The sequence below is a fragment of the Bacillus sp. AFS023182 genome (assembly GCF_002560575.1).
GTDB classification, from domain to species: Bacteria; Bacillota; Bacilli; order Bacillales; family Bacillaceae_G; genus Bacillus_A; species Bacillus_A arachidis.
Genome location: NZ_NTRO01000083.1, coordinates 17,359 through 38,581, shown reverse-complemented (window position 1 = coordinate 38,581; position 21,223 = coordinate 17,359). Strand labels below are relative to the sequence as shown.

General features: G+C 38.9%; 21 protein-coding genes and 1 pseudogene. 20 read left to right on the top strand and 2 right to left on the bottom strand.

Features of this window, described 5'->3' with window-relative positions:
* Positions 1-19: 19 nt before the first annotated feature.
* From CN288_RS25430 to pyrG, 5 genes are all read left to right on the top strand, one after another.
* Positions 20-1,150, top strand: a complete 1,131-nt coding sequence (locus CN288_RS25430) for an acyl-CoA dehydrogenase (RefSeq protein ID WP_098303391.1) — start codon at positions 20-22, stop codon at positions 1,148-1,150.
* Between the two features lie 26 nt (positions 1,151-1,176).
* Complete coding sequence (gene acdA / locus CN288_RS25425; protein ID WP_026591831.1) at positions 1,177-2,316, top strand: acyl-CoA dehydrogenase AcdA; 1,140 nt, start codon at positions 1,177-1,179, stop codon at positions 2,314-2,316.
* Between the two features lie 64 nt (positions 2,317-2,380).
* Entirely contained in the window at positions 2,381-3,010 is a 630-nt protein-coding gene (locus CN288_RS25420; protein WP_026591832.1) for a TetR/AcrR family transcriptional regulator, read from the top strand.
* Between the two features lie 364 nt (positions 3,011-3,374).
* Positions 3,375-3,902, top strand: coding sequence for a DNA-directed RNA polymerase subunit delta (gene rpoE, locus CN288_RS25415; RefSeq protein WP_026591833.1), 528 nt, complete (start codon positions 3,375-3,377; stop codon positions 3,900-3,902).
* Positions 3,903-4,159: 257 nt separating this feature from the next.
* The gene (gene pyrG / locus CN288_RS25410) at positions 4,160-5,767 is read left to right on the top strand and encodes a CTP synthase (protein WP_090695112.1); all 1,608 of its coding nucleotides are present in this window, start codon (positions 4,160-4,162) and stop codon (positions 5,765-5,767) included.
* A gap of 36 nt (positions 5,768-5,803) precedes the next feature.
* Here the strand turns inward: pyrG and CN288_RS25405 are convergent, their stop codons facing one another.
* Positions 5,804-6,331 (bottom strand): DUF2529 domain-containing protein, encoded by a 528-nt coding sequence (locus CN288_RS25405; RefSeq protein ID WP_026591835.1) that lies wholly within the window; start codon positions 6,329-6,331, stop codon positions 5,804-5,806.
* Positions 6,332-6,533: 202 nt separating this feature from the next.
* Here CN288_RS25405 and spo0F point away from each other — a divergent pair, with 202 nt between their 5' ends.
* The 14 genes from spo0F to CN288_RS25330 all read left to right on the top strand — a co-directional run bounded on the left by spo0F (position 6,534) and on the right by CN288_RS25330 (position 20,124).
* Entirely contained in the window at positions 6,534-6,902 is a 369-nt protein-coding gene (gene spo0F, locus CN288_RS25400) for a sporulation initiation phosphotransferase Spo0F (protein ID WP_026591836.1), read from the top strand.
* Positions 6,903-7,113: 211 nt separating this feature from the next.
* The gene (locus CN288_RS25395; protein ID WP_026591837.1) at positions 7,114-7,971 is read left to right on the top strand and encodes a class II fructose-bisphosphate aldolase; all 858 of its coding nucleotides are present in this window, start codon (positions 7,114-7,116) and stop codon (positions 7,969-7,971) included.
* 411 nt (positions 7,972-8,382) lie between these two features.
* A complete protein-coding gene (gene murA, locus CN288_RS25390) occupies positions 8,383-9,672 on the top strand; it encodes a UDP-N-acetylglucosamine 1-carboxyvinyltransferase (RefSeq protein WP_026591838.1) in 1,290 nt (429 codons plus the stop codon).
* A 408-nt stretch (positions 9,673-10,080) separates the two neighbouring features.
* Positions 10,081-11,046: a class II fructose-bisphosphatase gene (gene glpX / locus CN288_RS25385; protein ID WP_026591839.1), complete on the top strand. Its 966-nt coding sequence runs from the start codon at positions 10,081-10,083 to the stop codon at positions 11,044-11,046.
* Between the two features lie 393 nt (positions 11,047-11,439).
* Positions 11,440-12,711, top strand: a complete 1,272-nt coding sequence (gene rho, locus CN288_RS25375) for a transcription termination factor Rho (RefSeq protein WP_026591840.1) — start codon at positions 11,440-11,442, stop codon at positions 12,709-12,711.
* A 255-nt stretch (positions 12,712-12,966) separates the two neighbouring features.
* Positions 12,967-13,212 carry a type B 50S ribosomal protein L31 gene (locus tag CN288_RS25370; protein ID WP_026591841.1) on the top strand — a complete coding sequence of 82 codons (246 nt, stop codon included), beginning with the start codon at positions 12,967-12,969 and terminating at the stop codon, positions 13,210-13,212.
* 108 nt (positions 13,213-13,320) lie between these two features.
* On the top strand, positions 13,321-13,905 hold the full coding sequence (locus CN288_RS25365; RefSeq protein ID WP_026591842.1) for a thymidine kinase: 585 nt from the start codon (positions 13,321-13,323) through the stop codon (positions 13,903-13,905).
* Positions 13,906-14,079: 174 nt separating this feature from the next.
* The gene (gene prfA / locus CN288_RS25360) at positions 14,080-15,147 is read left to right on the top strand and encodes a peptide chain release factor 1 (protein ID WP_026591843.1); all 1,068 of its coding nucleotides are present in this window, start codon (positions 14,080-14,082) and stop codon (positions 15,145-15,147) included.
* Entirely contained in the window at positions 15,147-15,998 is an 852-nt protein-coding gene (prmC, locus tag CN288_RS25355) for a peptide chain release factor N(5)-glutamine methyltransferase (RefSeq protein ID WP_026591844.1), read from the top strand. The genes prfA and prmC overlap by 1 nt, the downstream gene beginning before the upstream one ends.
* 274 nt (positions 15,999-16,272) lie before the next feature.
* Entirely contained in the window at positions 16,273-17,121 is an 849-nt protein-coding gene (spoIIR, locus tag CN288_RS25350) for a stage II sporulation protein R (protein WP_098303382.1), read from the top strand.
* A 50-nt stretch (positions 17,122-17,171) separates the two neighbouring features.
* Complete coding sequence (locus tag CN288_RS25345; RefSeq protein ID WP_026591846.1) at positions 17,172-17,630, top strand: mechanosensitive ion channel protein; 459 nt, start codon at positions 17,172-17,174, stop codon at positions 17,628-17,630.
* 108 nt (positions 17,631-17,738) lie between these two features.
* Positions 17,739-18,782, top strand: a complete 1,044-nt coding sequence (locus CN288_RS25340) for an L-threonylcarbamoyladenylate synthase (protein ID WP_098303381.1) — start codon at positions 17,739-17,741, stop codon at positions 18,780-18,782.
* 293 nt (positions 18,783-19,075) lie between these two features.
* Positions 19,076-19,624 carry a manganese efflux pump MntP gene (locus CN288_RS25335; protein ID WP_090695483.1) on the top strand — a complete coding sequence of 183 codons (549 nt, stop codon included), beginning with the start codon at positions 19,076-19,078 and terminating at the stop codon, positions 19,622-19,624.
* A gap of 224 nt (positions 19,625-19,848) precedes the next feature.
* Entirely contained in the window at positions 19,849-20,124 is a 276-nt protein-coding gene (locus CN288_RS25330; protein ID WP_026591849.1) for a DUF3935 domain-containing protein, read from the top strand.
* A gap of 77 nt (positions 20,125-20,201) precedes the next feature.
* Here CN288_RS25330 and CN288_RS25325 read toward each other — a convergent pair whose 3' ends face one another.
* Positions 20,202-20,813 (bottom strand): flavin reductase family protein, encoded by a 612-nt coding sequence (locus CN288_RS25325; RefSeq protein WP_098303380.1) that lies wholly within the window; start codon positions 20,811-20,813, stop codon positions 20,202-20,204.
* Positions 20,814-20,914: 101 nt separating this feature from the next.
* Between CN288_RS25325 and CN288_RS30115 the strand changes: the two are divergent.
* A pseudogene (locus CN288_RS30115) lies at positions 20,915-21,098 on the top strand (CPBP family intramembrane glutamic endopeptidase); the annotation flags it as partial.
* Positions 21,099-21,223 lie beyond the last annotated feature (125 nt).

Genomic DNA, 21,223 nt, shown 5'->3' with positions numbered 1-21,223 from the left:
GCAAATGGAGGCGGGGCGTATGAATTTTCATTTTACGGAAGAGCAGCAGATGATGAGGAAAATGGTTCGGGATTTTGCGCAAAAGGAAATCGCCCCCTTTGTTCCAAGTATGGAACAAGGGGTGTTCCCTAGAGAAATTTTGACGAAAATGGGGAAACTTGGACTTATGGGGATTCCAGCGCCGGCGAAATATGGTGGCGCGGAAATGGATTTCATTTCTTACATTTTAGCGATTGAGGAAATATCAAAAGTTAGCGCGACGATTGGTGTTATTTTAGCGGTACATACATCGGTTGGAACAAACCCAATTTTATATTTTGGAACAGAGGAACAGAAACAGAAATATGTTTCTAAACTGGCGACAGGTGAATATTTAGGTGCATTTGCTTTAACGGAGCCGAATGCGGGTTCAGATGCAGGTAGCTTAAAATCAAGGGCCATAAAACAAGGTGACCACTATATCATTAACGGATCGAAAGTATTTATTACAAACGGCGGCGAGGCAAATACATATATCGTATTTGCTTCTACGAATCCAGATGCAGGAAAAAGCGGGATTTCGGCGTTTATTGTAGAAAAAGATACACCAGGCTTAATCGTTGGCAAAGACGAACATAAGATGGGACTGCTTGGTTCTCGTACCGTGCAATTAACATTTGAAGATATGAAGGTGCCAGCAGAGAACTTACTTGGTGAAGAAGGACAAGGCTTTAAAGTCGCGATGGCAAATTTAGATGTTGGCCGCATTGGTATCGGGGCACAGGCATTTGGAATTGCTGAGGCAGCGCTAACATGTGCAGTGGATTATGCGAAGGAACGTCAGCAATTTGGGAAGCCGATTGCCGCGCAGCAAGGACTTGGCTTTAAACTAGCAGATATGGCTACGAGCGTAGAAGCAGCGAGGCTACTTGTGTATAGGGCAGCATCGCTCAGAGCGCAAGGACTTCCGTGCGGGAAAGAAGCATCTATTGCAAAGTTATTTGCTTCGAAAACAGCGGTGGATGTCGCAATTGAAGCGGTGCAAGTATTTGGTGGTTACGGTTATACGAAAGATTATCCAGTTGAGCGATTTTTCCGTGATGCAAAAATTTGTGAAATTTACGAAGGAACGAGTGAAATACAAAGGCTTGTTATTAGCCGTGCACTATAGAGGGAAGAGAGTGGGGAGGAAGAAACATGCATTTTAAATTATCAGAAGAACACGAAATGATAAGAAAAATGGTTCGGGACTTTGCGAGAAATGAAGTGGCCCCAACAGCTGCTGAGCGCGACGAAGAAGAACGATTTGACCGTGCTTTATTTGACCAAATGGCAGAACTTGGTTTAACAGGAATTCCATGGCCTGAAGAATACGGCGGGATTGGAAGCGATTACTTAGCGTACGTGATTGCGGTAGAAGAGTTATCACGTGTTTGCGCTTCGACAGGTGTAACGTTGTCTGCTCATACTTCGCTTGCTGGATGGCCTATTTTTAAATTTGGAACAGAAGAGCAAAAACAAAAGTTTTTACGTCCGATGGCAGAAGGAAAGAAAATTGGCGCATACGGTTTAACAGAGCCAGGTTCTGGTTCAGATGCAGGCGGGATGAGAACGACGGCAAAGCGCGATGGTGATCATTACATTTTAAATGGGTCCAAAATTTTTATTACAAATGGGGGAATCGCTGATATTTACGTTGTCTTTGCATTAACTGATCCAGAATCGAAACAGCGCGGTACAAGTGCATTCATTGTAGAAAGTGATGCACCAGGATTTTCAGTTGGTAAGAAAGAGAGCAAGCTTGGGATTCGCTCTTCACCAACAACAGAAATCATGTTTGAAGACTGCCGTATCCCTGCTGAGAACTTACTTGGCGAAGAAGGACAAGGGTTTAAAATTGCAATGCAGACGCTGGACGGCGGACGTAATGGGATTGCTGCACAGGCCGTTGGTATCGCGCAAGGCGCTTTAGATGCTTCTGTGGATTATGCGAGAGAAAGGCACCAATTTGGGAAGCCAATCGCCGCGCAACAAGGAATCGGTTTTAAATTAGCAGATATGGCGACAAATGTAGAAGCAGCGCGCCTATTAACATATCAAGCTGCTTGGCTAGAATCAGAAGGACTTCCATACGGAAAAGAATCGGCGATGTCGAAAGTATTTGCTGGCGATACAGCGATGAAAGTAACGACTGAAGCAGTGCAAGTATTTGGTGGATATGGATATACGAAAGATTATCCAGTGGAACGTTTTATGCGCGATGCGAAGATTACGCAAATTTATGAGGGAACACAAGAAATTCAAAGACTTGTGATTTCTCGTATGTTAACAAAATAAGAGAAAGAGCGTAGGGGGGCTTCCTACGCTTTTTCCTTCCAAATAATAAAGAGAGGTGAAGGGGATGGTTAAGCACAATGTACATGCATCTGTAAAGGATGAGAAGCTGGTTGCGCTAAGGCGTGAACAGATGATCAAAGGAGCTGTGCAGCTTTTTAAACAAAAAGGATTTCCGCGTACAACAACGAGAGAGATTGCAAAAGCGGCGGGGTTTAGTATTGGGACACTTTATGAATATATTCGTACGAAAGATGATGTCTTATATCTAGTATGTGATAGTATTTACGAACATGTAAAAGAAAGATTAGAAAAAGTAGTGTGCACAGAAAAAGGAAGTATTGAAAGTTTAAGAATAGCAATTACGAATTATTTTAAAGTGATGGATGAGTTACAAGAAGAAGTATTAATTATGTATCAAGAAGTTCGTTTTTTACCGAAAGAGTCTCTTCCATACGTGTTAGAAAAAGAGTTCCAAATGGTGGGGATGTTTGAAAATATTTTAGAACAGTGCACGAGAAACGGCACATTTACATTAACAAAAAAGGAAATACAGCTGCTCGCTCATAATATTTTCATTCAAGGACAAATGTGGGGATTTAGACGTTGGGCGTTACAAAAGCTTTATACGCTAGAGGAATATACAGAAATGCAGATTAGGTATGTTTTACATGGAGCGCATATGCTTCCGAAATAGAAGGTTATATAAATATAAAACTCTCTTTATTTAGGCGGGAGAGAGCATCCGGCCATGCATAGAAGCGGTCAGAGCCTTTTTTAGCCCCATGCTGGGTGAAATCAGGAGGGGAAAATGAGAGGAAATCCACTTTTGTATTTATAGCCGCAATTTATATGCTTGAAAATCACAATGGATTTATATCGTTCTTACAGCTTAATCTCGTAAATAATGGCCTATAATCACTTTTAATGACTCCTTATAAAAGTTTCCCATTTTTTTTGTAGCATATTTGTTGGAGTTTTGTTTATAATGAATAGTATGGATTTTTTTAAACAGGCCGTTATATATAGGATTATATTTTAAGAAAGGAAGTGCCGCATAAGTGGATTTTAAGCAATATTCACCAGAAGAGCTAAAAGAATTTTCCATGATTGAAGTTGTACATAGTGTTTTAGAGGATAAAAGACAGGCAACGTCATTCCATGATTTGGTTCAAGAAATTGCTCAAGTGCTGGGACTATCTCAAGAACAAGTTGCTGCGAAGATCGCACAATTTTATACAGATTTAAATATTGATGGACGTTTCATCAATTTAGGAGAAAACCGTTGGGGACTACGTAGCTGGTACCCATACGAGCAAATCGATGAGGAAATTCTACCTCAACCAAAACCTAAGAAAAAGCGCAAGGTTGAAGAAGATGACTTTGATGACTACGTTGAAGAAGACGAAGACTTCAGTGAAGAAGACTTCGATGATGAAAACGAAGACGATGATGATGTAGAAGATTTGGACAAGGTTCTTGATGAAGACGATGATCTTGATGACTTAGAAGATGAAGAAGATGAAGAATTCGCTGACGAAGAACTCGAGTACGATGAAACAGAAGAAGAGGAAGAGGAAGAACTGTAGTTCTTGACTTTTCATTATCGTCCATGTAGAATCATTTTTGGGCTCTTTAAAACAGGACGATAATACTTTTTAAGTGTAAATATAAAAGAAAATTGCTCCCTACTTATTACTTTTTGTAATGAGGGGAGCAATTTTCTTTTTTGTTTTTTGTTTAGAAAATAAAAAGAGTCTAACAATAAGATAGATACAGTGTTATCTACATACGTTGCGCTTTGCAACGGTGATTATATAACAACAAAGTAGAAGGGAGTACTTTCATGACTAAGTATATTTTTGTAACAGGCGGTGTAGTATCTTCTTTAGGAAAAGGAATTACAGCAGCATCCCTTGGAAGACTTTTAAAAAATCGTGGTTTAAACGTAACAATTCAAAAGTTTGACCCATACATTAACGTAGACCCGGGGACAATGAGCCCATACCAACACGGTGAGGTATTCGTAACAGATGATGGCGCAGAAACAGATTTAGACCTTGGTCACTATGAGCGTTTCATCGACATTAATTTAAACAAATACAGCAACGTAACAACAGGTAAAATTTACTCTTCAGTTCTTCAAAAAGAGCGTCGCGGTGAATATCTAGGAGGAACAGTTCAAGTTATTCCTCACATTACAAATGAAATTAAAGAGCGTGTATATCGTTCAGGCCGCGAAACAAATGCGGACGTTGTTATTACGGAAATCGGGGGAACGGTTGGTGATATCGAGTCTCTACCATTCCTAGAAGCAATTCGCCAAATTAAGAGCGATATTGGCCGTGACAACGTAATGTACATTCACTGTACACTAATCCCGTACTTAAAAGCAGCGGGTGAAATGAAAACAAAGCCAACGCAACATAGCGTTAAAGAACTTCGTAGCTTAGGTATTCAGCCAAACATTATCGTTGTTCGTACAGAAATGCCTGTTTCTCAAGATATGAAAGACAAGCTAGCATTATTCTGTGACATTGATACAAAAGCAGTTATTGAAGCGCGCGATGCAGATACATTATATGCAGTTCCATTATCTCTTCAAGAGCAAAATATGGACCAAATCGTTTGCGATCACTTAAAATTAGACAACCCAGCTGCAGATATGACAGAGTGGACTGCATTAGTTGAAAAAGTACGCAACCTATCTAAGAAAACAAAAATCGCTCTTGTTGGTAAATATGTAGAGCTTCAAGATGCATACATTTCTGTTGTAGAAGCACTTCGCCATGCAGGTTATTCATTTGATACAGATGTAGAAGTGAAATGGGTAAACGCTGAGCACGTAACAGCAGAAAACGTAAAAGAATTAGTTGGCGATACAGACGGTATCCTTGTACCAGGTGGCTTCGGCGACCGCGGTGTAGAAGGGAAAATCGCTGCAATTCAATATGCACGTGAAAATAAAGTTCCATTCTTAGGAATTTGCTTAGGAATGCAACTTGCATCAATCGAATTCGCACGTAACGTATTAGGATTAGAAGGAGCTAACTCTTCTGAAATTAACCCTGACACACCTTATGCAATTATTGACTTATTACCAGAACAAAAAGATGTAGAAGACTTAGGTGGTACACTTCGTCTTGGTCTATACCCATGTAAGCTTACTCCAGAAACAAATGCTTACAATGCGTATAACGAACCGGTTGTATATGAGCGTCATCGTCATCGTTATGAGTTCAACAACGAATTCCGTAAAGACATGGAAGGCGCTGGATTCATTTTCTCTGGTACAAGCCCAGACGGTCGTTTAGTAGAAATCATTGAATTACAAGATCATCCTTGGTTCGTGGCAGCACAGTTCCATCCAGAACTTGTATCTCGTCCAAACCGTCCACAATCGTTGTTCCGTGATTTCGTAAAAGCTTCTATTACGAATAAAGAAAGCAAGTAATAAAAAAAGGCGTCCAAACTCGGACGCCTTTTTCCTTTACTCATATTCGTTTATCATTTCATCAATTGTAAATTTTAAACCGTGATAAGCAAAGAGAGATAAGATTAAACTAGGGAAACCGTAACGGTTGCCTTCATCATCGGGAATCAAACCTTTTAGTAATTTTGTATCAATATGTACATCTGTAAATTGTTCTAGTGAGACATCGCCATTTTGAATAGCTGAAATACCAACAATAGAATGACCCTCTTCTTGTAACTTTTTAGCCAATGAAATGATATCCTCATCTGTTGAAAAACGACTGATAAGAAGTACGCGGTCTGCGGAAGTAACGTCTGCTTGGTTACCGTTTTCTATTAAGCGTTTTGCTTGTTTGAGTGATTCTGCGCCATGCAGTGCTTCAAGAACTACGCCCTCCATTTCTTGTGTACCGTGTAAATAAACGATGCCATCGCCAACTAAAGCTTGGGCAAGTAGACGGGCACTATCTTCTATATTCATCTCTTCTGTTTGAGAAATTCGTGTAAAATAGCCGCTCAATTGAGTAGAAAAAATTTTTAACATTGTGTTGCTCCTTTCGATTGTGTTAGGCGGCTTTCATTATAGCTTATTTTTTTAGAAAGGCGAAGTAATAGGGGTAGCATAACAAAATAGTAGACGATAAAATAAGAAAGAACAGGAAGGAATTTGGTAAACAGTAGCGAAAATAATCGAATAGGATATAAGAAGCTTTTAATCTTGTATTTACACAGAAAGGTTGGGGATTATGGAAGGGAAAATTTTAATCGTTGATGATCAATACGGCATTCGTGTGTTATTGCATGAAGTGTTCCAAAAAGAAGGTTATCAAACGTTCCAAGCAGCAAATGGATTTCAAGCTTTAGATATCGTGAAAAAGGATAATCCAGATTTAGTTATTTTAGATATGAAAATTCCAGGTATGGATGGTATAGAGATTTTAAAACATGTAAAAGAAATTAATGAAGATATTAAAGTTATTTTAATGACTGCTTACGGAGAGCTTGATATGATTCAGGAAGCGAAAGATCTAGGGGCTCTCATGCACTTTGCTAAGCCGTTTGATATTGACGAAATTCGTCAAGCAGTACGAAATGAAATTGCTGTACAGGCTTAAAAAATGAATTTTTTATAAAAAAAATGGAAAAAAGCGTTTACATGGGCTGATGAGCAGGTGAATACAGTTGAGTTTTTGGATACAAGTTGTTATCCTATTGAGTGTAGAAAAAAGTCCGGTATGTAGATATACATATTTTACCTTATTCTGGTCATACTACCAGCGATAAGAACTTATCGGATACAAAAAACGTTTTTTAGGAGGATTCACCATGCCTTTAGTTTCCATGAAAGAAATGCTAAACAAAGCACTAGAAGGAAAATACGCAGTTGGTCAATTCAACATGAACAACTTAGAGTGGACGCAAGCTATTTTAGCTGCTGCAGAAGAAGAAAAATCTCCTGTAATCCTAGGTGTATCTGAGGGTGCAGCTCGTCATATGACTGGTTTCAAAACAGTTGTAGCTATGGTTAAAGCTTTAATCGAAGAAATGAACATCACTGTTCCTGTAGCGATTCACCTTGACCATGGTTCAAGCTTCGAAAAATGTAAAGAAGCAATCGATGCAGGTTTCACATCTGTAATGATCGACGCTTCTCACCATCCATTCGAAGAAAACGTAGAAACTACTAAAAAAGTAGTAGAATACGCACACGCTCGTAACGTATCTGTAGAAGCTGAACTTGGTACAGTTGGCGGACAAGAAGACGACGTAATCGCTGAAGGCGTTATCTACGCTGATCCTGAAGAGTGTAAACACCTTGTTGAAGCAACTGGCATCGACTGCCTAGCTCCAGCTTTAGGTTCTGTACATGGTCCTTACAAAGGTGAGCCTAACTTAGGATTCAAAGAAATGGAACAAGTTCGCGACTTCACTGGTGTACCTTTAGTACTTCACGGTGGTACTGGTATCCCAACTGCTGATATCGTGAAAGCTATTTCTTTAGGTACTTCAAAAATCAACGTAAACACTGAGAACCAAATCGAGTTTACAAAAGCTGTTCGCGAAGTATTAAACAAAGACCAAGAAGTTTACGATCCTCGTAAATTTATCGGACCTGGCCGCGAAGCTATCAAAGCAACTGTTGTTGGTAAAATTCGTGAATTCGGTTCTAACGGTAAAGCGTAAGAATAAAATTCCGTTTTGGAAACCGTCTAGTCTTTTAGACGGTTTCCTTTCGTTGTATAATGAAAGCGTGAACAAGTCTTAAGATTAATTAAATTTCTACATTTCTTATATACTAAAGGATTTTTCTACTTCTATTAAAGATAAAAGTGGAACAGAATGTGCATAGTCCTATTAATAAATGTAATAACGTATCTAAAGTAAGTGATGAACAAATCTTGACAGGCAGTTAGTCTTCATCTACTCACTTAAAATATCATTATTTTTTTGGTGAGGCCTTACTGCTTGTTAAGTTTAGACTAGAGAATATTTTATTGATAGTTTGTTGAACGAATGAGATTCTTAAGGCAAGGCTTTCTGTTTTCTTTGAAAGGGGAGCTGAAAGTAAATACATTCACAAGAAGGGAGCTCAACATGGAAAAGTTGCTGATTGAAGGTGGACGACCTTTAAATGGATCAATTCGCGTGAGCGGTGCAAAAAATAGTGCTGTTGCTCTAATTCCAGCGACCATTCTAGCTGATACTCCAGTGACCATCGGTGGTGTACCTAATATTTCAGATGTGAAGATGTTAGGAGATCTACTAGAGGAAATTGGAGGAGTTGTAACATACAATCAGGAGGAAGAGATGACAATTGATCCTTCCAAAATGGTTGCTATGCCTTTGCCAAATGGGAAGGTAAAAAGATTACGTGCTTCTTATTACTTGATGGGCGCTATGCTTGGCCGCTTTAAAAAAGCTGTAATTGGGCTTCCTGGTGGATGTCACTTAGGACCAAGGCCAATCGATCAGCACATTAAAGGATTTGAGGCATTAGGTGCACATGTGACAAATGAGCAAGGTGCAATCTATTTAAGAGCGGATGAATTACGAGGAGCTCGTATTTATTTAGATGTTGTGAGTGTAGGAGCAACAATTAACATTATGCTAGCAGCTGTGCGTGCAAAAGGTAGAACAGTGATTGAAAATGCTGCGAAAGAACCAGAAATTATTGATGTAGCGACATTACTAACAAGTATGGGAGCACGAATTAAAGGTGCTGGTACAGATGTAATTCGCATTGATGGTGTGAATTCTCTTCACGGTTGTCATCATTCTATTATTCCAGACCGAATTGAAGCAGGTACGTACATGATTTTAGGAGCGGCATCTGGTGGAGAAGTAACAGTTGATAATGTAATCCCGCAACATTTAGAGTCAATCACCGCAAAATTACGAGAAGCTGGTGTACAAGTCGAGACGAACGATGATCAAATTACGGTGAATGGGAATCGTAAACTCCGAATAGTTGATATAAAAACACTTGTGTATCCAGGATTTCCGACAGATTTGCAACAACCTTTTACAACTCTTTTAACAAAGGCGCATGGTACGGGAGTTGTAACGGATACGATTTATGGCGCTCGTTTCAAACATATCGATGAATTGCGCCGAATGAATGCACAAATTAAGGTAGAAGGCCGTTCTGCTATTGTGACTGGGCCTGTCTCGTTACAAGGAGCAAAGGTAAAAGCGAGCGACTTACGAGCAGGTGCTGCACTTGTAATTGCAGGATTAATGGCTGATGGTATTACAGAAGTGACAGGGCTTGAGCATATTGACCGAGGTTATGAAAATATAGTAGACAAGCTTAAAGGTCTTGGTGCAAACATTTGGCGAGAACAAATGACGCAGCAAGAGATTGAAGAAATGAAAAATGCATAAATTGCAATGATTGCTAGCAATGTACTGTTATTGCAGAATAAAGGCAAAGTGGTGGCGCTTTCGTTAGTGGGGAACGAAAATCGCTGCTGACGGAAGTTGCTCTTTATGAAAAAACAAGAAAGAGAACTCTATCCTTAAGGAATAGGTCTGGGGATAGAGTAGCATTGTTAGTAACTGCATTCTTGAACGCTGTGTACAAAAAAAGTAGTTCCAAAGGTATTTGCTAATGGAATAGAGGGGTTGAGCCATTAGGCAACTATGTCAACTCCACTCGTGTTAATGATCTGTTAAGATGCACGAGAAACCCCTACTTTAAGATCCAAAGGAGTTAAATGGGGGAGTTTTCATAGAAAGAAACAGTTCACAAAATACGGCATAAATATTAAGACTTAAAGGAGAGGGATTATTGTGGAAAGAAGTTTATCTATGGAGTTAGTACGTGTAACAGAGGCTGCAGCATTATCATCAGCGCGTTGGATGGGACGCGGCAAAAAAGATGAAGCAGACGGTGCAGCAACATCTGCAATGCGTGATGTATTCGATACAATTCCGATGAAAGGTACAGTTGTAATTGGTGAGGGAGAAATGGATGAAGCGCCAATGCTGTACATCGGGGAAAAATTAGGTACAGGATACGGTCCACGTGTTGATGTAGCGGTTGATCCGTTAGAAGGAACAAATATTGTAGCAGCTGGAGGCTGGAATGCACTTGCTGTTATTGCGATTGCGGATCACGGTAATTTGTTACATGCTCCTGACATGTACATGGATAAAATCGCGGTTGGGCCAGAAGCGGTAGGTGCAGTTGATATTGATGCACCTATTATTGATAACTTACGTGCCGTTGCAAAAGCAAAAAATAAAGATATTGAAGATGTTGTTGCAACAGTGCTAAACCGACCACGTCACCAAGCGATTATTGAAGAAATTCGTAAAGCTGGCGCTCGTATTAAATTGATTAATGATGGCGATGTAGCAGGAGCGATTAATACAGCATTTGATCGTACAGGTGTTGATATTTTATTCGGTTCTGGTGGTGCACCTGAAGGCGTTCTTGCAGCAGTTGCATTAAAATGTTTAGGTGGAGAAATTCACGGGAAACTTCTCCCTCAAAACGAAGCAGAATTAGCTCGTTGCAAAAAGATGGGTATTGAAGATACTAATCGTATTCTTCGTATGGAGGACTTAGTAAAAGGTGACGATGCAATCTTTGCAGCAACAGGTGTAACAGATGGAGAATTACTACGCGGCGTTCAATTTAAAGGTAGCGTTGGTACAACAGAATCCCTTGTTATGCGTGCAAAATCTGGGACAGTTCGCTTTGTTGACGGACGTCACAGCTTAAATAAAAAACCGAATTTGGTTATTAAATAAAAAGCGGAAGCAGCTTGATCAGAATGGAAGGGGGATGGAGCTTCTGACGAAGAGGCGTATTTTGCCTCGTAGGAAGACGCGAAGCCACCGACCATTCTAGCTGCCGGAGCTGGATTAAATAAAAAGTGAAAATGGCTCAATCAGCTTTGATTTTGCCCTCATCCAAATGGTGTAAAGAAAAAAACAGAAGCGATATAAAAAGCGGAGACAACTTTTCTTGTCTTCGCTTCTTGTATTTGTGTTACAACGTATTGATTAAAACTAGATAAAAGGGTTACAATAGTGGATATTATCCTACTTGAACTTATTGCCTTTCATTATTATGTATTTGCCTTCCGTATTTTTTCCCTTTACCCATGTGAAAAGAGAATAATATTAAAGTGTGGTGTCTGAATGAATTTGTCAATTGCAGCATTAGAAAACATGAAGTTAAAAGAATTATATGAGCTTGCGAAAGAATTTAAGATTTCGTATTACAGCAAATTAACAAAGAAAGAGTTAATTTTTGCTATATTAAAAGCTCGCGCAGAAAAAGAAGGTTTCTTTTTCATGGAAGGTGTACTAGAAATTATTCAATCAGAAGGATTCGGATTTTTACGTCCGATCAACTATTCTCCAAGCTCAGAAGATATCTATATTTCAGCTTCGCAAATTCGTCGTTTTGATTTGCGTAATGGAGATAAAGTTTCTGGTAAAGTACGACCTCCGAAAGAAAATGAACGCTATTTTGGATTGTTACAAGTTGAAGCGGTAAATGGTGATGATCCGGAATCAGCAAAAGAGCGTGTGCATTTCCCTGCATTAACACCGTTATATCCAAATCGTCAAATGAAATTGGAAACAGAAACAAAGAAATTATCAACACGCATCATGGATTTAATCGCACCAGTTGGATTTGGACAACGTGGTTTAATTGTCGCGCCTCCTAAGGCTGGTAAGACGATACTGTTAAAAGAAATTGCTCACAGTGTTACAACAAATCATCCGGAAGCGGAACTGATTGTGCTTTTAATTGATGAGCGTCCAGAGGAAGTAACGGATATTGAACGTTCTGTCAAAGGTGATGTTGTAAGTTCTACGTTCGATGAAGTGCCGGAAAATCATATTAAGGTAGCTGAGCTTGTATTAGAACGTGCGATGCGTCTTGTAGAACATAAGAAAGACGTTATCATTTTAATGGATAGTATTACCCGTTTAGCACGTGCTTACAACCTCGTTATCCCGCCAAGTGGACGTACATTGTCGGGTGGTATAGACCCAGCTGCGTTCCATCGACCAAAACGATTTTTCGGGGCAGCTCGTAACATCGAAGAGGGCGGTAGCTTAACGATTTTAGCAACAGCACTTGTTGATACAGGTTCTCGTATGGATGATGTAATCTACGAAGAATTTAAAGGAACTGGTAATATGGAACTTCATTTAGATCGCTCGTTAGCTGAACGTCGTATCTTCCCGGCGATTGATATTCGCCGCTCTGGTACACGTAAAGAAGATCTATTAATTCCTAAAGAACATCTAGACAAGCTATGGGGTATTCGTAAAACAATGCGTGATACACCAGACTTTGTTGAGAGCTTCTTACGTAAGCTGCGTCAAACGAAAACAAATGAAGAATTTTTACAAAACATTGTTGCGGACTCAAAAAGATATGTAACAACGAAGTAAAGGGAAACGGTGATGACTCGCTTATTTTTATACTAAGCGAGTTTTTCCATGCTTTTTTATGAGAGAAATTTAGCCAATCAGAGCTGGATGAGCCGCTTGCACTTTTATTTTAAAAAGACAAAAACAGGTAGTTGCAAAATGAAGTTAGCCTTGTTATAATTTCATCATATGTGTTTCATCAATATAGTTGTGATTGCAGCTAAAGATGAAAAACTCTGTTTCGAAAATGATTCAGGGCGGAAGGAGATGAAAAGAATGAAAGCAGGAATCCATCCAGATTACAAGAAAGTTGTATTCATGGACACAAACACAGGCTTCAAATTCTTAAGCGGATCTACTAAAGGTTCTAGCGAAACAATTGAGTGGGAAGATGGAAACACTTATCCATTACTAAAAGTTGAGATCAGTTCTGATTCTCACCCATTCTACACTGGACGTCAGAAGTTTGCTACTGCAGACGGACGTGTTGACCGCTTCAATAAGAAATACGGTCTTAAGTAATAAAAAACATAAAACAGGCAAGTGTATCTATTCGCTTGTCTGTTTTTTTTGCGAAAATATTAAACCTTTACCCTACTTTGGATAAAAAGTAGATGAAAGGAGAGCTCCATGTACTTAATAAATCAAAACGGTTGGATTGAAGTGATTTGCGGAAGTATGTTTTCTGGGAAATCAGAAGAGCTCATCCGCCGCGTACGTCGTACGCAATTTGCAAAGCAACAGGCGATTGTATTTAAACCATGTATTGATAACCGTTATAGTGAAGAAGATGTTGTCTCACATAATGGATTAAAGGTAAGAGCAGTTCCTGTTTCAGCTTCAAAAGATATATTTAATCATATAACAGAAGAAATGGACGTTATTGCAATTGATGAGGTGCAGTTCTTTGATGGGGACATTGTGGAAGTGGTGCAAATATTGGCAAATCGTGGCTATCGTGTCATTGTAGCCGGTTTAGACCAAGATTTCCGTGGTCTACCATTTGGACAAGTTCCTCAGCTGATGGCGATTGCCGAATATGTAACGAAGCTGCAAGCAGTTTGTTCTGTATGCGGATCTCCAGCAAGTCGTACACAGCGCTTGATTGATAATGAACCAGCTTCTTTTGATGATCCAATTATTTTAGTTGGAGCTTCAGAGTCATATGAGCCGCGTTGCCGTCATTGTCATGCGGTACCTACAAAACAAAGATAAGTGAAACTCGCTACATAGGGCGGGTTTTTTTCGAAAATAGATGAAGATTGGGGCAAGCTCTTTGTGTGTCAGAACTAAGCGAGCCGCCTGCGCTTTTAAAATAATAATTTGCGTTTTTTTGATTAAGTACCATATACTATTTGTATTAGATACTAGGATGTTGAGGTGAATGGTGTGTTAGATCGTTTGCAAGCTGTAGAAGATCGTTATGAGAAGTTAAACGAATTATTAAGTGATCCAGAGGTTATTAGTGATTCGAATAAACTTCGTGAATATTCAAAGGAACAATCTGATATTCAAGAAACAGTAGAGGTGTACCGTGAATATAAAGATGTTCGTGAGCAATTACGAGACGCGAAGGCAATGTTAGAAGATAAGTTAGATGCTGACATGCGTGAAATGGTAAAGGAAGAAGTTTCTGAGCTAGAGAGGCAAGAGAAGGAATTATCAGAGCGTCTGAAAATTTTACTTGTTCCAAAAGACCCGAACGATGATAAAAACGTTATCGTAGAGGTACGTGGTGCTGCTGGTGGCGATGAGGCTGCTTTATTTGCCGGTGACTTATACCGTATGTATAGCCGTTATGCTGAGGTGCAAGGTTGGAAAACTGAAATTATCGAGGCAAGCTATACAGAATTAGGTGGATATAAAGAGATTATCTTTATGATCAACGGTAAAGGTGCTTTCGCAAAATTGAAATTTGAAAATGGTGCACACCGTGTGCAACGTGTTCCGGAAACAGAATCTGGGGGACGTATCCATACTTCTACAGCAACTGTAGCTGTATTACCAGAAGCGGAAGAAGTGGAAATCGATATTCATGAAAAAGATGTTCGTGTTGATACGTTTGCTTCTAGTGGACCTGGTGGACAAAGTGTTAATACAACGATGTCAGCGGTACGTTTAACGCATTTACCGACTGGTGTAGTTGTATCTTGTCAGGATGAAAAGTCACAAATTAAGAACAAAGAAAAAGCAATGAAAGTATTACGTGCGCGTGTTTATGATAAGTTTAGGCAAGAAGCTCAGGCTGAGTACGATCAAAACCGTAAGCAAGCTGTTGGTACGGGAGACCGTTCAGAGCGTATCCGTACGTATAACTTCCCGCAAAACCGTGTTACAGACCATCGAATCGGTTTAACGATTCAAAAGCTAGATCAAATCTTACAAGGTAAGTTAGATGATTTCATTAACGCCTTAGTGATGGAAGATCAAGCGCAAAAGATGGAGGCAGCTGAGTAATGCGTGTCTATGAAGCCCTGAAATGGGCTTCTTCTTTTTTACAAGAAAATGGGCGAGATGAAAATGCGGGAGAAATCGTCCTTTGTCATGTATTAAAGACGAACCGAACAGGTTTAATGATGAATATGCGCGAAGCAATATCTGAGGAACAAGAGAAGACTTTTACGGAATTTATTCACAAACACGTTGATGGGATTCCTGTTCAATATATGATTGGATATGAAATGTTTTATGGTCGTTCGTTTTTTGTAAATGAAGAGGTGTTAATACCGAGGCCAGAAACAGAAGAGCTTATAGTAGGTGTGCTAGATAGAGTCCAGCGTATGTTTGGGAAGCGGGAACTACATGTAGCTGATATTGGTACGGGGAGTGGAGCTATTTCAATTACACTTGCCTTAGAAAATCAAAATCTTCATGTATATACAGTAGATATTGCGCAGGAATCGATTGAAGTTGCGAAAGAAAATGCAAAAGCATTAGGCGCCAATGTAACCTTCTATCATGGTGATTTATTATCACCGTTTTATGAAACAGGACAAAAATTAGATGTTGTTGTTTCCAATCCGCCTTATATTCCAGAAGAAGACTGGAGAGGTCTTTCTCCGGTTGTAAAAGAGCATGAACCAAAGCGTGCACTTGTAGGCGGGGAAGATGGACTTGATTTTTATCGTCGTTTTATGGAAGAGTTGCCAAACGTTTTGCACAAGAAAGCGATTGTTGCTTTTGAAATAGGTGTAGGGCAAGGTGAGGATGTAAAAGAATTATTGAAACAGACATTCCCACATGCAGATGTAGAAGTTGTCTTTGATATTAACGGAAAAGATCGTATGGTCTTTGCAGAGATGGAGTAAGGTAGAACCTTACTCCATTTTTTTATGTTGATTTGTTGCATATACATCACGGTTATGAAAACAAAAGAAGTTCTCCACTCGTTTTCTCCTTTTGTTTTCATGTGGAACGGGGTAGGAAAAGGCCCTGACCGCATCTGTACATGGCTAGATGCTCTTTCCCATCCACAAAGAAAGGTTTTATATCCTCGAAAGTTTTTCTATAGATTTAGAATTTAATAGTTTAGAAAGAGGTAAGTGTGTCTACACTGTTTACCAGAAGGGACGGTGCAAAGACATGAAAAAACAAGTGATTGCCTATTTTCTTTTATTATTAATTGGTGCACAGCTACTTGTGCAGTTTGGATATATGAAAGCTGATGCGAAGGGGAATACTGTTATCCCGAAAGAAGCTGTACGATTACGTATTTTAGCAAATAGCGATTCAGATAAAGATCAAGCGTTAAAGCGTAAAGTGCGCGACGAAGTAAAAGCACAAATTGATGGCTGGGTAGCAGATTTGAAATCATTTGAGGATGCACGTCGTGTCATTCAAAGTCACATCCCGGAAATTGAAAAAACAGTTGCTGAAACATTAAAGCGAGAAGGAAGTAAAGAATCCTTTCAAGTTACATTTGGGAAAAACATTAAATTTCCTACAAAAGTATATGGGAATTTTATTTATCCAGCAGGGGAATATGAAGCAGTACTCATTTCAATTGGAAAGGGTGAAGGTGCAAATTGGTGGTGCGTGTTATTCCCACCGATGTGTTTTCTAGACTTCTCAAGTGGATCAGCGGTAAAAAAAGAAGAGCATGTTGTAAAAGCGGAATCAATTGATGAGGAAGAACAACCAGTAGCACTGAAGGAAGAAAAAGAAGAAGTATCGAAGCAAACAATAGGACAAGAAACATCGAAAAAAGAGGTTGCTTCAAAAGTGCAAACTGCTGTGAAAGAGACAAGTAAAAAGCCTGCGCAAGAAAAAAGCGTGAAACAGGAAGAAAAACAGCTGGTGGAAAAAACAGAAAAAACGGCTGAAAAGAAACAAGAGCAAACAATTGAAACAGTAGAAGTAGAAGAGCAAGAGGACAAGCCAGAAGTTAAATTATTTATTGTAGAAGTATTTTCCTCATTATTTTCTAAATAAGTACTATTTTTGAATCCTTCCCCATATATAGAAATGAGGAGGGATTTGCTGTGAAAAAAACTTATTTTGCTACAAAAGATGATGTTGATAGGTTACATTCTTTTTTCGGACAAGCTAATAAAAAAGATGATAAAATAAATGAGTTATACGGGCAATTTATGATAATGGAAGATAACGGAGAAATCCAGGCTGTCATTGGTTATGAACAAAAAGGAGAGAACGCACTCATTCGTTCTTGTTTGTTCACACCTGCTGTGGATAATGAGACTTTCTTATATTTTTTTGAAATGTTTTTGCAGTATATGAAAGAGAAAAATATCTGGCAAGTATATTTACTCACAAATCATCCACAATCTGTGACTATATTTCAGTTTTTCAACTTTATATCTGTGGAAAAAGATCAAGTGTCAGATGATATTCAGCAACTAGAACATTTTTGTGAAAATATAAAACAGCAGGATGTAATAATACTAAATTGTCAGCTATTCACAAAGTTATCCACGGATTAATTAGGTTTATCCACATTTTGTGGATAAACCTTGTTTGTCTTTTGGATAAATGTCATAGTAAACTAACAATAGACAAGTATTTCATGGAAGAAAAGGACGTGTGAAAAAATGCATACAAATATGTGGGTTGTGGATAATGTTGTGGAAATAAAAAAAGATTATCCACAATTACAAGAAGCAGCAAGATTATTAAGAGAAAATGAAGCAATTGCCTTTCCAACTGAAACGGTTTATGGACTAGGAGCAAATGCGATGAATGATGAAGCGATTGCGAAGATTTTTGAAGCAAAAGGCAGACCGAGTGATAATCCACTTATTGTCCACATTGGTGCAAAATCACAATTAGGAGAAATTGTTAGAGAAATTACGCCGGTTGCGGAAGAATTAATGAAGCATTTTTGGCCGGGGCCATTAACGATTATTTTGCCTAAAAAAGATGGGATTTCAGAGAAGGTTACAGCGGGCTTAGATACGGTTGGAGTGAGAATGCCGGATCATCCAGTGGCACTTGCTCTTATTGAGGAAGCAAATGTACCTGTCGCAGCGCCAAGTGCTAATCGTTCTGGACGCCCAAGTCCAACACTTGCATCTCACGTATATGAAGATTTAAATGGGAAAATTGCTGGTATTGTTGACGGCGGTGCAACAGGTGTTGGCGTTGAATCAACAGTAATAGATTGTACAAGTGACGTGCCAACGATTTTACGTCCAGGCGGGATTACGAAGGAGCAATTAGAAGACGTGATCGGAACAGTTTCTTTGGATCCTGCGCTAAAAGATGAAAAAGAGAAACCGAAGGCGCCAGGAATGAAATATACCCATTATGCACCGAAAGCACCACTTAGTATTGTAGAAGGATCACGTGATTTTATTCAACAGCTTGTGGATAAGAAGAAAAGTGAAGGTTATGCAGTCGGTGTATTAACGACAGAAGAGAATCAACATGTGTATAAAGCAGATGTTGTGTTATCTTGTGGTATGCGAAGTGATTTAGCAAGCGTTGCGACGAAATTATACGATGTGCTTCGAACATTCGATGCTAGTAAAGTGGATATGATTTTTAGTGAGTCATTTCCGAATGAAGGAATTGGAAATGCAATTATGAACCGTCTAACGAAAGCAGCGGGGCATCATATTATTATTGAAGAGTAGATGGGTTGAAAAATGAGATAAAAACCTATTTTTTAAGGTGGGAGAGAGGATCCGCTTATGTATAGAAGCGGTTACCACCTTTTTTAGCCACATGCCAAGTGAAACCAGAAGGAGAAAACGAGTGTGGTTTACCTTTTGTTTTCATAACTCGTGATGAGAAGATTGAACAATTGAAACGAAGGTATCCTGTAAAGATTTTGCTGGAAGTTTCAAGTTATCTAGAAGAAATTCGTAGATTCTATTTTTCCTCGGATGAGCATATTGTGAAGTAGCGAGTCCGAGGAGGGACGAGAATGACGATCGAACAAATACTACCGTTGTTTATAATGGCATTTGCCTTAGGAATGGATGCATTTTCTGTAAGCCTCGGCATGGGGATGGTAGCCCTTAGAATGCGACAAATCATGTATATCGGTATGACAATAGGGGTGTTTCATATTGTTATGCCGTTTCTTGGTATGATACTAGGACGTTTTTTATCGGAGACATTTGGTCATATGGCAACTGTTGCCGGGGCTATTTTATTAATTGGATTAGGGTTTTATATTGTATACTCTGCAATTTTAGAAGGGGAAGAGACAAGATCTGCTCCGGTGGGGATAAGTTTACTTGTATTTGCGTTTAGTGTGAGTGTTGATAGTTTTTCGGTTGGGCTCAGCCTTGGGATTTACGGAGCACAAATGATTGTAACAATCTTACTATTTGGACTGGTTAGTATGATATTAGCCTGGAGTGGTTTACTAATTGGAAGACATGCAAAGCGTTTACTTGGTATGTACGGTGAAGTAATCGGGGGTATCATTCTTGTTGGTTTTGGATTATGTCTTCTTTTTCCAATATAATCTTGCTACGATATAAGAAAATGGTACATCTGTTTTGTTTATATTTTTTTCAAGATAGTTACACATGCTTGTTGTTTTGCGGTTATTTTACAAATAACAGTGCTGGACTAAACTAGATTCATTCGTGAACGGTGAATATAAATTAATTCCTTTCTGTACAAAACATTTTTTCTAACAGTTGTTATTCTAATGGAAAATCTTATATGGTAAAAAGGATGATAGGAATGACAAGGATAAAACAAGTTTTTGGTATTATTATTAGTTTTTTCGTATTTTGGTTTAGTGTGCTCGGTGTACAAATGTTTGCGGAATTTCTAAATATAGATTCTTTAAAATTCATTCAGGGGAGAACAGAAGCAGCTCGTATGTTTTATTCTCCTTACCCATTTGTAATCGTTTTTCTTATTACATTACTTTCGCTCTATTTCTTTGTTATAAAGCTTGGGAATCCGAAAAAGGAAAGTGCGCCTGTGTTAGAGAAAAAGCGCGGGGAAGTATAATATATAGAAGAAGACCAGCTTGTGTGATGCCTAGGCTGGTCTTTTTGTGTTATAAAATGAGCGAGCCGCTTTCGCTTTTAAATTGGCCTTACAAGCTCAAATTGTTCTCCTAATTTGGCGTAGTTGTGTCCGGCTAGTCGGCTTATTGGTTTTAGTTCTTCTGCGTGAATACGTCCGTTTTCATATAAATGTTCTGCGATGTGGAAACGGACAATGCGGCCGATTAGTAGGTCACATGCGGGAGAGTCTTCTGTTCCTCCTAGTGGGATGGCTTGTTCTAATACGCATTCCATTCGAATATTTGCTTCTTTTACACCTGGTACGGAGATGACATCGCTTTCGATAGGGGTTAGCTTAGCTAATTCAATTTCACTTTGAGTTGGAGGGAGGTTTGCAGCAGTTTCGTTGATGGCCTCCACATAGGATTCATCGGAAATATGTACAACAAATTCACCTTTCTCAATTGCGTTTCGAGAAGTATCTTTTCGCTCTCCTCCTTTTCGCTGCACAGAAATTGAGATGAGCGGTGGATTAGCAGCAACAATATTAAAATAGCTGTATGGAGCTCCATTCAAAACCCCGTCTTTTGTTATAGAAGTAACGAATGCGACTGGGCGCGGAATAATACTCCCCGTTAATAATTTGTAATTATCTTTTTCTGTTTGTTCATTTGGATTAATCGAAAGCATATTTAGAATCTCCCTTCCTTGATATGAATACTTCTTTGTTTGTTTACAAGATAATGGAGGGAAACTCCTGCTAAAAAAATTTTTTTTGACGGTTTTTGTAATCAATGATTTTGAAATATACAAGAGAGTAGAGTCTTTCTGTAACGTCAGCCGCAATTTTACATGGCATACTTAATATTTTTTATTTAATAGATGGATGTCGAGTGAATGGAACTGGCTAAATTCATCTTATTGGCGAAGGTGTTCGGCATGATGTACCTGATACATCGAAAAATTAAGCGATAGGTGAATCAATTGACGAAAAGAATTTATTAAGAAAAATAATCCAAACAAGCATTAACTTTTAAAGAATTTCAACTCTCTGCATTGATGGGAAGAATGAAATGACTTTATTATTTCGTTACACCTTT